Below are 12,256 nucleotides of genomic sequence, written 5' to 3'. Positions count from 1 at the left end.
CCATGGTGTCCGTAGGTCCGACAACCACCGACCTAGAGCAGTTCGCCCGCCAAAGAATTGGCACTCGATTCAGTGATCCGGACCTCTTTCAGATCACCAATGGCAATCTCGGGGCCCTTTACATGTACTGAATGCAGATACTCGGATTTCCCAACCATCTGACCGGGCAGACGACCCGGTTTTTCGAACAGTACACAGATAGTACGCCCTACCATGCCGTCCTGAATTTCCCTTTGGTGACGGGTGATAAGGGCCTGAAGTCGTTGCAGCCGCTCATCCGCTGCCGCCGGATCGACCTGAGCCCGTTCAGCCGCTGGAGTACCGGGGCGTGTGGAGTATTTGAAGGAATAGGCGTAGCCGTATTTGACCTCTTCAACCAAATCCATTGTGGCCTGAAAATCATCGTCGGTTTCTTCAGGGAACCCGACGATGAAATCCCCTGACATGACAATATCAGGGCGCGCCGCACGGATACGTTCGATCAGGCGCAGATAGCTTTCCGCCGTATGGCTGCGGTTCATCCGCTTGAGGATACGGTCCGACCCCGATTGAACAGGCAGGTGCAGATAAGGCATCAGCTTGTCACAGGTGCCATGCGCTTCGATCAGATCATCGGCCATGTCATTGGGATGCGATGTGGTAAATCGGATGCGTTCCAACCCGTCGACCTTGTTCAGTTCCCAGATCAAACCCGCCAGCGTCATGTCGCCGTTCGCGCCAGCACCGTGATAGGCGTTAACGTTCTGTCCCAGCAGAGTGATTTCACGCACGCCGCGTTCGACCAGATCATGCGCTTCGCGGATAATGCGATCCGCCGGGCGGCTGACTTCAGCACCGCGGGTATAAGGCACCACGCAGAAGGCGCAAAACTTGTCGCAGCCCTCCTGAACAGTCAGAAACGCCGTCGGGCCGCGCTTGGCCTTGGGGCGGTTCTTCAGTTTCTCGAACTTGTCCTCTTCGGGGAAATCCGTATCCAGTGCCTTTTCGCCTGCGCGGGTCTTGGCCTCCATCTCGGGCAAACGGTGATAGCTTTGCGGGCCGACCACCAGATCAACCAGCGGCTGGCGGCGCATGATTTCTTCGCCCTCGGCCTGCGCGACACAACCCGCCACGCCAATCTTCAGATCCGGCTTCTCTGCCTTCAGCCCCTTGAACCGCCCAAGCTCGGAATAGACTTTCTCTGCCGCTTTTTCACGGATGTGGCAGGTGTTCAGCAGGATCATATCCGCGTCATCGGGCGTCTTGGTTTCGACATAGCCCTGCCCGCCCAGCGCTTCGGACATGCGTTCGCTGTCATAGACATTCATCTGACAGCCATAGGTCTTGATAAACAGCTTTTTCGGTTCGGACATGGGATGGGCCTTTGCATTCGCTGGATCGGCGTCGTCTATACGCTTCGAACGCCGCTTGCAATGCGGGCGCATTTACCCGAGTTTGACAGGACTTTCCAGCAAGGCCAAATCGAAAACACCCGATGAAATACGAATCCCTCGACCATTTTCTGAAATCGGGACGGGCCGCATTGGCCAAAGGGCCCGTTGCATTGATCTTTGCCGAGGACGCGGTAGAGCTTGAAGGCACAGTGCGCCACCATCTGAAGCTGGGGTTCAAATCCGTCATTGTCTTTCTGCCCGACGAATTTCAGCAGGAAACAGACCTGTCCGATCAGGTGCACCGGGTCGCCTTGAAATGCGTTCCCAGGTCCGTAGTGTTTGATACAATAAACAAGCTTATTCAGGCCGCACCCGGCATCTGGATGTATTATTGCTACAACGCCGAATACCTGTTCTTTCCCTTTTGCGAAACGCGCAGCGTGGGTGAGATGCTGGCCTTTCACAGCGAAGAACGTCGCAACGCGATGCTCAGCTATGTCATTGATCTCTACGCCGAGGATTTGAACACATATCCTAACGGCGTCGCTCCCGATCATGCCTTGTTCGACAGTACAGGGTATTATGCCCACACCCGCCACGACCCAGCCGGGCAGCCGCTGGACCGGCAAGTGGATTTGTCAGGCGGATTGCGATGGCGGTTCGAAAACCACATCCCTTACGAACGTCGCCGGATCGACCGTATTGCCCTGTTCAAGGCGCAAAAAGATCTGGTCCTGAAGCCGGACCACACGTTCAACGAGCAGGAATACAACACCTATTCCTGCCCGTGGCACCACAATATGACAGCCGCCATTTGTTCCTTCCGGGCTGCGAAAGCGCTGAAAACAAACGCGGGATCGACTTTTGACATCCCCAGCTTTCGCTGGCGCAATTCCGTGCCATTTGAATGGCATTCGCGCCAGCTATTGGATCTGGGTCTGATCGAACCGGGTCAGTGGTTCTGATCAGCCCTATCGCTGCAACAGCATCGGGAACCAATCCTCGCGCAGACGCTGTCCGGGGGTCATGTCATGCCCAGGGAACGGGGGCGAGGTGCGACCGGGCCGCTCCACATACCGGGCATCGTCACCGACCAGCCGCAGAGAAAAGGCGCGGCGGCGGCTGTCCGACTGATTCCCACGCGCACCGTGCAGCGTGCGATAGTTGAACGCGACCGCATCGCCGGGCTCCATTTCGAATTCAACAACCTTCATGCCCTCGGCATCCGGGTCCGGCACGGGGATGTATTGGCCTTCATCTGCAAAAAAGCCTTCCTCGGAAACCCAGCGGGTTGGAAGAACCTCTTTTTCCCACCGGTGCGATCCGGCGACACAGCGCAACGTCGCCTGCTTGACCGGATCCAGCGGAGACCAGAAGCTGATCGTTTGCTGGCCTTCGACGAAGTAATACGGCCCGTCCTGATGCCATGGCGTGGCCATCGACGTGCCGGGTTCTTTAACCAGTACGTGATCATGAAACATCTGGACGCTGTTTGATTGCATCAGATCCGCCGCAACCTCGGCAGCAGGCGAGTTTTCGATCACCTCGCGGAACTGAGGAATCCGGGTCCAGTTGCAATAATCATCAAAGAACCGACCTGTTTCGCCCGACTTCTTGTTTTCAGACGCATAGGGTCCGGGATCGGCCATATTCGCCGCCACACCGTCCCGCAATTGATCCACGTGATCTGCGAACAAACCTTTGATCAGGACAACGCCATCCGCCTGATAAGTGTCGATCATCTGCTGAGAAACAAGGGGGTGTGGCATCGGTGTCTCCTTTGGCTTTGCCCTGTTTTGCTCTGAAATCCATATTCTGTTCAAATCATATCTTTGGAAGATATAATTAACCTCATGTTATATCTTTCCCTGCGCCAATATGAATATGTCTGTGCCGTTGGGCGCCATGGCAGTCTTTCTGCCGCAGCCCAGCATCTGAATGTATCGCAACCTGCGCTGTCTACTGCATTGACGCGGGTTGAGGAGCATCTGGGCTATCCGCTTTTCATCCGCCGCAGGGGTGCAGCCATGGCGCTGACGCCCCAAGGACGTACGTTTATTGAACAGGCGGAAGTGTTGTTGAAAAACGCAGCCCGAATCGAAGGTTCCGAAACATCCTCAGCAGGTACGGCACAGCTGAGGTTAGGCTGCTTTACCGACCTCGCCCCGTTCCTGCTCGCCCCGGCCCTGCGATTTCTGCGCAAGACCTTTCCCGATGTCACCATCACCTATGTCGTCGGATCCTTCGAAGGATTGCTGAACGGATTGATGGATGGCCAGATCGATATTGCGATTACGTATGATCTGACAATGGACGCTGGGTTCGCCCGCAAAATGCTGTTCGACAGCAGGCCGAAGGCCCTGATGTCACCGGACCATCCTTTGGCAGAAGCCCGCAATGTCACAATTGCAGAGTTGGAAAGCTATCCGCTGATTCTGTCTTCGGAAGGGTTGTCTGCGCAGCACATTCTGGGTCTGTTCAGACAAAAAGGTCTGCGCCCGACCGTCGCGCACAGGGCCGCGTCCCTGGAGATTCAGCGCAGCCTCGCCGCGCATGGTGAGGGAATCGGAATCAGCTATGCCAGCCCACCCGGCACCTTCAGTTATGACAACAAACGTCTGGTCAGCATGCCGATCATTGATCAGGACGCAGCAGAATCCGTTGTTCTTGCGCGGCACGGCACTGGCCCGGCCGCCCCGCTCATAGAACAGGCCGAACGCGTTTTGTCAGACGGGTTGCAGGGTTTCTAAGGCGTCACTTCTTGCGCAGTCGGATAACGACATCGACCGACGCGATCTCGACCCCTTCCGGCGCTTCGGGCAGGCGTTGAATGACCAGTTGATCCGACGGCGCATCGCTCAGCCGTGCTTCGCCTTCCCAATAAAAATGAGGGTGATCATGCGTGTTCGTGTCAAAATAACTCTTCGATCCGTCCACCGTGATTTCCTGCAAAACACCGGCGTCGCAAAACGCACGAAGCGTATTGTAGACCGTCGCCAGTGACACCGCATCCCCGTTCGACTTGGCCGATTCAAAAAGACTTTCGGCGGTGACATGGCGATGGCGGCCGTCGCCGACCAGAAGCTCGGCCAGGGCCACACGCTGACGCGTCGGACGCAGGCCAGCATTCACCAGCCAATCCGTTGCAATTTCACGGCTCTGAGGTGTCATCGTTCCGATACCCATAGTTGCTGCCTTTATATATAGGGGCGCATCGCTGGCAATTTCAAATGAAATTCATTCGCAAAGTTAGGCACGTACACAACATGATGTGGCCCACCGCTCTTGCAGGACCTTGCAAACGGGTGCTAGACGAGGCCAGATATAAAGACAGACCCCCGGCAGGAAAGGCGGCAGAATGGCCCAGTTCCCAAGCAGTTTTGACAAAGATGATCTGCTGAAATGCGCCCGCGGCGAATTGTTCGGCCCCGGCAACGCGCAATTGCCCGCCCCGCCGATGCTGATGATGGACCGGATCACCGACATCTCGGGCGATGGCGGTGCGCATGGCAAGGGCCATGTCGTGGCCGAATTCGACATCACGCCTGACCTTTGGTTCTTTGACTGTCATTTTCCCGGAAACCCGATCATGCCGGGATGCCTTGGTCTGGACGGACTGTGGCAGTTGACCGGCTTCAACCTGGGCTGGCGCGGCTGGCAAGGTCGAGGCTATGCCCTCGGCGTAGGCGAGGTCAAACTGACAGGAATGGTCCGCCCTGACCGCAAAATGCTGACGTATTATGTAGACTTTACCAAAGCCGTACAAACCCGCCGCCTGACCATGGGTGTGGCGGATGGCCGGGTCGAAGCCGATGGCGAAGTGATTTATCAGGTCAAAGACATGAAGGTTGCACTGTCGGAAAGCTGACGCCAGCTATCGGGCACGTCACTGAAAACGAAATACAGGAGTACGCATATGCGTCGCGTCGTCGTCACCGGTCTGGGGGTTGTCTCCTCCATCGGGAACAATGCCGAAGAGGTTCTGGCCTCGCTCAAAGCAGGCAAATCCGGGATCGAGGCCAACGAGCAGATGGTCGAACACGGCTTTCGCAGCCAGATCGCCGGAACGCTCAAGATCGACGTCTCCGAGCATGTGGACAAACGTACCCTACGCTTCATGGGGCCCGGTGCCGCGTATGCTCATATTGCCATGAGCCAGGCGATCTCTGACGCCGGTCTGACCGAGGGTCAGGTCGTCAACCCGCGTACCGGTCTGGTCGCAGGATCGGGCGGTCCGTCGACCAGCGCCATGCTGACAGCGCATCAGACGGTTCTGAAAACCGGTGCGACCAAGCGGATCGGGCCGTTTGCTGTGCCGAAATGCATGTGCTCGACAATTTCTGCGAATCTGGCGACGGCATTCAAGATCAAGGGCATCAACTATTCGATCACCTCGGCCTGTTCTACTTCGCTGCATTGCATCGGCAACGCGGCGGAACAGATCATGCTGGGCAAACAGGACGTAATGTTTGCAGGCGGCGGCGAAGAACTGGACTGGACCCTGTCCTGCCTGTTCGACGCAATGGGCGCGATGTCCTCGAAGTACAATGACACTCCCGAAAAAGCCTCGCGCGCATTCGACGAAAACCGCGACGGTTTCGTGATTTCCGGCGGCGGCGGCATCGTTGTTCTGGAAGAGCTGGAGCACGCTCTGGCCCGTGGCGCCAAGATTTACGCCGAAGTGACCGGCTATGCGGCGACGTCAGACGGACATGACATGGTGGCCCCCTCCGGTGAAGGTGGCGAGCGAGCGATGCGTTTGGCCCTGTCCACATTGCCCGAAGGCCGTAAGGTCGGCTACATCAACGCCCACGGCACCTCGACCCCGGTCGGCGATGTCGGCGAGGTTGAAGCCGTACGCCGCATCTTCGGAGAAGGCAGTGTGCCACCAATTTCCTCGACCAAGTCGATGACGGGCCACGCACAGGGCGCAGCGGGCGCACTTGAGGCGATCTTCTGCCTGCTGATGCTGGACAATGATTTTATTACGCCGTCGATCAATGTCGACACGCTCGCCGAAGGCATCCTGCCCGGTGAAATTGCAACTCAAGTGGTTGAAAATGCAGGATTGGACAGTGTCATGACCAACAGCTTCGGCTTTGGCGGCACGAACGGGTCCATGGTTCTGTCCAAGTATAACGGGTGAATGTGATGTCGGATCTTCTTAAGGGTAAACGCGGCCTGATCATGGGCGTGGCCAATGACCGCTCGATTGCGTGGGGCATTGCCAAAGCGATGCACGAAGCTGGCGCAGAGCTGGCATTCACCTATCAGGGCGAAGCGTTTGGTAAACGTCTGGAACCCTTGGCCCAGAGCCTTGGCAGCGACTTCATGGTCGATGCAGATGTAACCGACGACGAATCGTTGGACCGTGCATTCAACGAGTTGGGCAAGCGTTGGCCAACCATCGACTTCGTCGTCCATGCGATCGCCTATTCGGACAAGAACGAGCTGACGGGCCGGTTCCTGAACACCACCCGGGCGAACTTCAAACACTCGATGGACGTTTCGGCTTATTCCTTTATCGAAGTCGCCCGCCGCGCCTATCCGATGATGAAGGACAACGGCGGCTCTTTGTTGACCCTGACCTACCAGGGATCAAACCGGGTTGTTCCGAACTATAACGTGATGGGCGTTGCCAAGGCGGCGCTGGAATCGGCAACACGCTATCTGGCCAATGATTTAGGACCCGATGGCATTCGCGTGAACGCAATCTCGCCGGGACCGATGAAAACCCTCGCCGGTGCGGCCATTGGCGGCGCGCGCAAGACCTACAAGTTCTGCGATCAGAACGCGCCGATGCGTTCGAATGCGACGCTTGAGGCCGTCGGCGGCACCGCTGTTTATCTGACATCGGACGCAGGGTCCTGCACATCCGGTGAAATCATCCGCGTTGACGGTGGTTTCCACGTTCTGGGAATGCCCCAACCAGAAGCTATGTGACCATATCTTTCCCTGCCGCTGCCAAGATTTCACCATCTTTGCGCGGCAGGAAATCGATATGAGCAAGCTAGATCAAATCATTGCAAACAACGCACGCGCCACACAAACTCGGCGCAAGACCGGTTTTCTCAGCCAGCGGGCCAGAGTGCTGTTGCTGACGTTGACGACACTGTTGCTGGTGTTTGTCTTCTTTACGCAGCCACCTGTGCGTGCCGCGATTGAATCTCTGATAGGCTGAAACACGGGCCGAGTAACCGGCCCGCATCGCTTCTCAGTTGATTGAAACCACTTCGATCTCGAAAATCAGATCCTGACCGGCCAGCGGGTGATTTCCATCCAGCGTCACGGTGGCTTCGTTTGCACCCACCACAGTGACAGGCAAGGCCTGCCCGTCCGGCGTCTGCATCTGCAACTGCGTTCCAGGCTCCAACGGGATGTCATCCGGAATACCCTCACGCGGGATTTCCTGACGCATTGCCGGATTGATTGGACCATAGGCATCCACGCAGGCAATCTCGACCCGCTTCTTGTCGCCAGCCGACAGACCGGGCATGGCGCTATCCAAACCGGGAATGATCTGCCCCGATCCAACTACGAATTCCAGCGGATCGCGCCCGTCCGAGCTGTCAAAGACTTTGCCGTCCAGCAGCGTGCCGGTGTAGTGGATGCGAACCGTGTCGCCTTGTTTGATTTCGGTCATCGTGGCCTCCGGCCGTTCTTAGGGGTTAAGCGGTCAACCCTAGAGGTTGACACAATGTTGTAAACCCTTGGCTCTTTTACCCCTGACATCGTTGTGCCAACCTGCACGCAATCAGAGGAGGATCATATGGTGATCACAACCTGTGTGTTCGACGCCTACGGAACACTATTCGACGTCGCGGCAGCTGCCCGGCAGGCGGCAGACGAGCCCGGATTTGAAGCCCTGAAGGAAAAGTGGCCCACGGTTGCGGGACATTGGCGTCTGAAGCAATTGCAATACACATGGCTACGCGCCGTGACAGATGCACATGCGGATTTCTGGGACGTCACGCAGGACGGGCTGGACTGGGCGCTTGAGGCCACGGGCCTGCAGGGTGATCCCGAACTGCGCCAGCGCCTGCTTGATCTCTATTGGGAATTGCAGGCCTATCCCGAAGTCCCTTCTATGTTGAAAGCCCTCAAGGATGGCGGGTTGCAAACAGCCATTCTGTCAAATGGATCCCCCCCAATGTTGGATGGCGCGGTACAGTCTGCCGGGATCGGCGACGTATTGGACGATGTCCTGTCAGTCGAAAGCGTTGGTGTCTTCAAGCCACATGTCAGTGTCTACGATCTAGTGCAACAAAGGTTCAACTGCGCCCGTGATGAGGTGTTGTTCGTCAGTTCGAACGGCTGGGACGCTGCCGGGGCCAGCGGCTATGGCTTTGTCACCGCATGGGTCAACCGGATCGGCGAACCGATGGATCGCCTGCCGTGGACCCCGGCACATGTGTTGTCGGATTTGACCACGATTCCCAAACTGGCAGGCCTTTGATGTCAGACTTCACAACGACGGATGGCAGGCGCATCTACTACGAAGAAACCGGTACCGGCACCCCGCTTTTGTGTCTGACCGGTCTCACCCGGAACAGCCGCGACTTTTCGTTCTTTGCCCCTCATGCCACCGATTTGCGCATGATTGCGATGGATTACAGGGGGCGCGGGCGTTCGGACTACGATCCCGACTTCATGAACTACAACATCTTTCGCGAATCTCATGACGCGATTGAGCTGCTGGATGTTCTGGGTATTGAGAAAGCCGTCATACTGGGCACTTCGCGGGGTGGGCTGATCGCGATGGCGCTGGCTGCAAGCCATCCCGAACGTCTGGCCGGTGTGATCCTGAATGACGTCGGTCCGGTCATCGAGCCGTCAGGGATCGCCAAGATCATGGCCTATGTGGGCACACAGCCGACCGCGAAAACCTATGACGAAGCCGCTGTCGCACTGAAACACGTGATGGAGCCGCAGTTTCCCGGGGTTTCACTGGAAACCTGGCGCAAGCAGGCCGAGTTTCAGTATGAAATGAAGGGGGATGGACTTGGGTTGCGGTACGATCCCGCGCTTCGCAAGGCTCTGATCGAGCAGGCGGCAACCGGGGCAACACCCGATTTGTGGATGTTTTTTGAGGCCTTGCGCAACATTCCCACCGGTGTGATCCGCGGGGCAAATTCGGATGTTCTGGGCGCGGACACTCTGGCCGAGATGCAGGTGCGCCATCCGGGCCTGATCTCGGTCGAAGTGCCGGATCGCGGACATGTTCCATTCCTGAACGAACCTCAGTCACTGGACCTGATACAGAAGGTATTGAAGAACGCCGCATGAGCACAATTGAGATGATCGAAGCCGCCGCTGAACGGCTGAAAGGACATGCCCGTGAAACCCCGATCCTGTCTTCGCCTTTTCTCGACACGATCGCGGGGCGCCGGATATGGGTTAAACCGGAATGCCTGCAACACACAGGCAGTTTCAAGTTTCGCGGGGCGTGGTCGGCCATTTCGGCGATGGATGAAGCCAAGCGCCAGCGTGGCGTGATCGCCTATTCTTCGGGCAACCACGCGCAGGGCGTCGCGATGGCTGCAGCAAAACATGGCGTCACCTCGGTCATCGTCATGCCGTCGGACGCGCCGCAATTGAAGATCGACAATACCCGCGCGATTGGGGGTGAGGTCGTTTTGTACGATCGCGCCAATGAAAGTCGGGAGGAGATTGGTGAAGCCATCGCAGCCGAACGCAGCCTGACCCTGATCCGCCCCTATGACGAACCGCAAGTCATTGCCGGGCAAGGCGCCACCGGGCTGGAAATCGCCAAACAGGCTAAGGAACTTGGCGTTTCTCAGGCGGATGTTCTGATCTGTTGCGGCGGTGGAGGTCTGACCTCCGGCATTGCGTTGGCGTTGGAAAAACACGCTCCGAACCTGCGGCCCCGACCGTGTGAGCCGGAAGGGTTCGATGACGTCAAACGATCGCTGGCAACGGGTCAGATTCAAAACAACAACGCAGCTGCGGGCAACATTTGCGATGCCATCCTGACACCACAACCCGGTGACATCACTTTTCCGATCCTGCGCAGGTTGTGTGGACCGGGGCTCTCGGTCACAGAGGACGAGGCTATGCGCGCCATGGCGCTTGCCTTTCTGCGCCTTAAGATCGTATTGGAACCGGGCGGTGCGGTGGCACTGGCCTCGGCCCTGTTCCGGGGCGATGAGATCGAGGGCGACGACGTGATCGTTGTCGCCTCGGGCGGGAATGTCGATCCGCGGATTTTTGCTAAGGCGTTGGAATTCCTGACCTGACAGCCGTACCAAAGCGGTGCAAGTTGCACCCGGAACGCATGACGACAAGGACCCGTGTCATGAAGATCGCTGATCTGGGCGACGTGAAGCTGAACTACCGCATCGACGGACCGACGGATGGTGCACCCCTGGTGTTTGCAAACTCCCTTGGAACCGACCTGCACCTGTGGGACGCGGTGCTGCCACATCTGCCGGAAGGGCTGCGCATCATCCGGTATGACAAACGCGGTCACGGACAGTCCTCGGTCCCGCCTGCGCCGTACGCGATGGGAGCGCTGATCCGAGATGCCGAGGCGCTGCTGGATCACTTGCAGGTGCGTGACTGCGTGTTTGTCGGCCTGTCTATTGGTGGAATGATCGCGCAAGGGCTAGCGGTCAAACGCATGGATCAGATCCGCGCGTTGGTTCTGTCGAACACCGCCGCCAAAATCGCAACGCCCTCAGTCTGGCATGAACGCATTCAGGCGGTGCGCAACGGTGGGATCGAAGCTTTGGCCGATGCCACGATGGAACGGTGGTTTTCTCGTGACTTCCGCAGCGCCCAAAACCACCTGCCATGGCGAAATATGATGGTCAGTCAGCCGGTTGAAGGGTATCTGGGGTGTTGTGCGGCGATTGCCGGTACCGATTTCTACACCCCCACAAGCGGCCTGCGGCTGCCCACGCTTGGGATAGCGGGCAGCGAAGACGGCTCGACCCCGCCCGATCTGGTACGCGAAACGGTTGATTTGATCCCGGGGTCCCGGTTCCAACTGATGCGCCGCGCGGGGCATTTGCCCTGCGTTGAAAAACCCGAAGAATACGCAGCGATCCTGACTGGTTTTCTGAGTGAAATCGGGCATGTCTGAAGGAGAACAGCAATGGCGTCCTTCCTGTTAGTCCACGGTTCCTGCCACGGCGCTTGGTGCTGGCGCGACCTGATCCCCGCACTCGAAGCCTTGGGCCACACCGTTCGCGCCATCGACATGCCCAGCCACGGTGCCGACCCTACTCCGGTGGCAGAGGTTACGCTAGAAAGTTGCCGTGATTCTATATTGAACGCCTGCACGCGCGACGCGATTGTCGTGGGCCATTCCTGGGGTGGCTTTCCGATCAGCGCAGCCGCCGAGGCACGACCCGATGCGATGCGCGCCCTGATTTACCTGTGCGCCTATGTCCCGAAAGATGGTCTGTCGATGGCCGAGATGCGCAGACAAGGGCCGCAGCAAACCATTGCCCACGCGGTTGAGAAATCTTCTGACGGGTTGTCTTATACCGTGTCCGTAGACGCCATTCCCAAGCTGTTTTATCACGATTGCCCGGACGAAATCCTGCCCTACGCCTATGCGCGCCTGTGTCCTCAGGCCATTCGCCCGCAGGAAACGCCGCTGCCGATCAGCTCAAATTTTGCCAACATGCCCAAGGCCTATATCCGCACCACTGACGACCGCACGGTTCCAACCGAGTACCAGGCAGAGATGAGCGCCTGTGTCCCCGAAAATCTTCGGCGCACGATCAACAGTTCTCATTCCCCCTTTTTTTCACACCCACAGGAATTGGCGGAGTTGCTGAGCGAACTGGCACGCAAACTGGACTGAAGTGTCGCAACGGCAGTGGGGACAAGAGCGAACTCTCTCTTCCCTCCCA

At 57.8% G+C, this 12,256-nt stretch carries 15 protein-coding genes; 11 read left to right on the top strand and 4 right to left on the bottom strand.

Features of this window, described 5'->3' with window-relative positions; all coding sequences use genetic code 11:
- Positions 1-32: 32 nt before the first annotated feature.
- Positions 33-1,352: a tRNA (N6-isopentenyl adenosine(37)-C2)-methylthiotransferase MiaB gene (gene miaB / locus ACR0LF_RS14150; RefSeq protein ID WP_480580764.1), complete on the bottom strand. Its 1,320-nt coding sequence runs from the start codon at positions 1,350-1,352 to the stop codon at positions 33-35.
- A 122-nt stretch (positions 1,353-1,474) separates the two neighbouring features.
- Between miaB and ACR0LF_RS14145 the strand changes: the two genes are divergently transcribed.
- Positions 1,475-2,338, top strand: coding sequence for a glycosyltransferase family 2 protein (locus ACR0LF_RS14145; protein ID WP_480580766.1), 864 nt, complete (start codon positions 1,475-1,477; stop codon positions 2,336-2,338).
- A 6-nt stretch (positions 2,339-2,344) separates the two neighbouring features.
- Here the strand turns inward: ACR0LF_RS14145 and ACR0LF_RS14140 are convergent, their stop codons facing one another.
- Entirely contained in the window at positions 2,345-3,142 is a 798-nt protein-coding gene (locus ACR0LF_RS14140; protein ID WP_480580768.1) for a phytanoyl-CoA dioxygenase family protein, read from the bottom strand.
- Positions 3,143-3,226: 84 nt separating this feature from the next.
- Between ACR0LF_RS14140 and ACR0LF_RS14135 the strand changes: the two genes are divergently transcribed.
- The gene (locus tag ACR0LF_RS14135; protein WP_480580770.1) at positions 3,227-4,123 is read left to right on the top strand and encodes a LysR family transcriptional regulator; all 897 of its coding nucleotides are present in this window, start codon (positions 3,227-3,229) and stop codon (positions 4,121-4,123) included.
- A 4-nt stretch (positions 4,124-4,127) separates the two neighbouring features.
- Here ACR0LF_RS14135 and irrA read toward each other — a convergent pair whose 3' ends face one another.
- A complete protein-coding gene (gene irrA / locus ACR0LF_RS14130) occupies positions 4,128-4,544 on the bottom strand; it encodes an iron response transcriptional regulator IrrA (protein ID WP_480580870.1) in 417 nt (138 codons plus the stop codon).
- A 187-nt stretch (positions 4,545-4,731) separates the two neighbouring features.
- Here irrA and fabA point away from each other — a divergent pair, with 187 nt between their 5' ends.
- The 4 genes from fabA to ACR0LF_RS14110 are packed head-to-tail and all read left to right on the top strand — an operon-like array spanning position 4,732 to position 7,554.
- Positions 4,732-5,241: a bifunctional 3-hydroxydecanoyl-ACP dehydratase/trans-2-decenoyl-ACP isomerase gene (gene fabA / locus ACR0LF_RS14125; RefSeq protein WP_093964585.1), complete on the top strand. Its 510-nt coding sequence runs from the start codon at positions 4,732-4,734 to the stop codon at positions 5,239-5,241.
- Between the two features lie 48 nt (positions 5,242-5,289).
- Entirely contained in the window at positions 5,290-6,519 is a 1,230-nt protein-coding gene (fabB, locus tag ACR0LF_RS14120) for a beta-ketoacyl-ACP synthase I (protein ID WP_480580772.1), read from the top strand.
- Positions 6,520-6,524: 5 nt separating this feature from the next.
- A complete protein-coding gene (locus ACR0LF_RS14115) occupies positions 6,525-7,316 on the top strand; it encodes an enoyl-ACP reductase FabI (RefSeq protein ID WP_480580773.1) in 792 nt (263 codons plus the stop codon).
- A gap of 58 nt (positions 7,317-7,374) precedes the next feature.
- On the top strand, positions 7,375-7,554 hold the full coding sequence (locus ACR0LF_RS14110) for a hypothetical protein (protein WP_480580776.1): 180 nt from the start codon (positions 7,375-7,377) through the stop codon (positions 7,552-7,554).
- 33 nt (positions 7,555-7,587) lie between these two features.
- On the opposite strand, the gene ACR0LF_RS14105 is transcribed toward ACR0LF_RS14110, so the two are convergent.
- On the bottom strand, positions 7,588-8,016 hold the full coding sequence (locus ACR0LF_RS14105) for an FKBP-type peptidyl-prolyl cis-trans isomerase (RefSeq protein ID WP_480580778.1): 429 nt from the start codon (positions 8,014-8,016) through the stop codon (positions 7,588-7,590).
- A gap of 126 nt (positions 8,017-8,142) precedes the next feature.
- Between ACR0LF_RS14105 and ACR0LF_RS14100 the strand changes: the two genes are divergently transcribed.
- The 5 genes from ACR0LF_RS14100 to ACR0LF_RS14080 are packed head-to-tail and all read left to right on the top strand — an operon-like array spanning position 8,143 to position 12,207.
- Positions 8,143-8,829, top strand: coding sequence for a haloacid dehalogenase type II (locus ACR0LF_RS14100; protein WP_480580779.1), 687 nt, complete (start codon positions 8,143-8,145; stop codon positions 8,827-8,829).
- Complete coding sequence (locus ACR0LF_RS14095) at positions 8,829-9,659, top strand: alpha/beta fold hydrolase (protein WP_480580781.1); 831 nt, start codon at positions 8,829-8,831, stop codon at positions 9,657-9,659. Before ACR0LF_RS14100 ends, ACR0LF_RS14095 begins: the two co-directional genes overlap by 1 nt.
- Positions 9,656-10,630 carry a threonine ammonia-lyase gene (locus ACR0LF_RS14090; RefSeq protein ID WP_480580783.1) on the top strand — a complete coding sequence of 325 codons (975 nt, stop codon included), beginning with the start codon at positions 9,656-9,658 and terminating at the stop codon, positions 10,628-10,630. Before ACR0LF_RS14095 ends, ACR0LF_RS14090 begins: the two co-directional genes overlap by 4 nt.
- Positions 10,631-10,689: 59 nt before the next feature.
- Positions 10,690-11,478: a 3-oxoadipate enol-lactonase gene (gene pcaD / locus ACR0LF_RS14085; RefSeq protein WP_480580785.1), complete on the top strand. Its 789-nt coding sequence runs from the start codon at positions 10,690-10,692 to the stop codon at positions 11,476-11,478.
- A 12-nt stretch (positions 11,479-11,490) separates the two neighbouring features.
- The gene (locus ACR0LF_RS14080; protein WP_480580787.1) at positions 11,491-12,207 is read left to right on the top strand and encodes an alpha/beta fold hydrolase; all 717 of its coding nucleotides are present in this window, start codon (positions 11,491-11,493) and stop codon (positions 12,205-12,207) included.
- The last annotated feature ends 49 nt before the right edge of the window (positions 12,208-12,256 follow it).

This window comes from Ruegeria sp. E8 (assembly GCF_056533985.1).
This window is presented reverse-complemented; position numbering and strand designations above follow the sequence as displayed.

Coding starts and splice junctions, on each gene's coding strand:
- ACR0LF_RS14140 (WP_480580768.1), bottom strand. CDS start 3,142: ATGCCACACCCCCTTGTTTCTCAGCAGATGATCGACACTTATCAGGCG.
- ACR0LF_RS14080 (WP_480580787.1), top strand. CDS start 11,491: ATGGCGTCCTTCCTGTTAGTCCACGGTTCCTGCCACGGCGCTTGGTGC.
- fabB (WP_480580772.1), top strand. CDS start 5,290: ATGCGTCGCGTCGTCGTCACCGGTCTGGGGGTTGTCTCCTCCATCGGG.
- ACR0LF_RS14105 (WP_480580778.1), bottom strand. CDS start 8,016: ATGACCGAAATCAAACAAGGCGACACGGTTCGCATCCACTACACCGGC.
- ACR0LF_RS14145 (WP_480580766.1), top strand. CDS start 1,475: ATGAAATACGAATCCCTCGACCATTTTCTGAAATCGGGACGGGCCGCA.
- fabA (WP_093964585.1), top strand. CDS start 4,732: ATGGCCCAGTTCCCAAGCAGTTTTGACAAAGATGATCTGCTGAAATGC.
- pcaD (WP_480580785.1), top strand. CDS start 10,690: ATGAAGATCGCTGATCTGGGCGACGTGAAGCTGAACTACCGCATCGAC.
- miaB (WP_480580764.1), bottom strand. CDS start 1,352: ATGTCCGAACCGAAAAAGCTGTTTATCAAGACCTATGGCTGTCAGATG.
- ACR0LF_RS14090 (WP_480580783.1), top strand. CDS start 9,656: ATGAGCACAATTGAGATGATCGAAGCCGCCGCTGAACGGCTGAAAGGA.
- ACR0LF_RS14100 (WP_480580779.1), top strand. CDS start 8,143: ATGGTGATCACAACCTGTGTGTTCGACGCCTACGGAACACTATTCGAC.
- irrA (WP_480580870.1), bottom strand. CDS start 4,544: ATGACACCTCAGAGCCGTGAAATTGCAACGGATTGGCTGGTGAATGCT.
- ACR0LF_RS14115 (WP_480580773.1), top strand. CDS start 6,525: ATGTCGGATCTTCTTAAGGGTAAACGCGGCCTGATCATGGGCGTGGCC.
- ACR0LF_RS14110 (WP_480580776.1), top strand. CDS start 7,375: ATGAGCAAGCTAGATCAAATCATTGCAAACAACGCACGCGCCACACAA.
- ACR0LF_RS14095 (WP_480580781.1), top strand. CDS start 8,829: ATGTCAGACTTCACAACGACGGATGGCAGGCGCATCTACTACGAAGAA.
- ACR0LF_RS14135 (WP_480580770.1), top strand. CDS start 3,227: ATGTTATATCTTTCCCTGCGCCAATATGAATATGTCTGTGCCGTTGGG.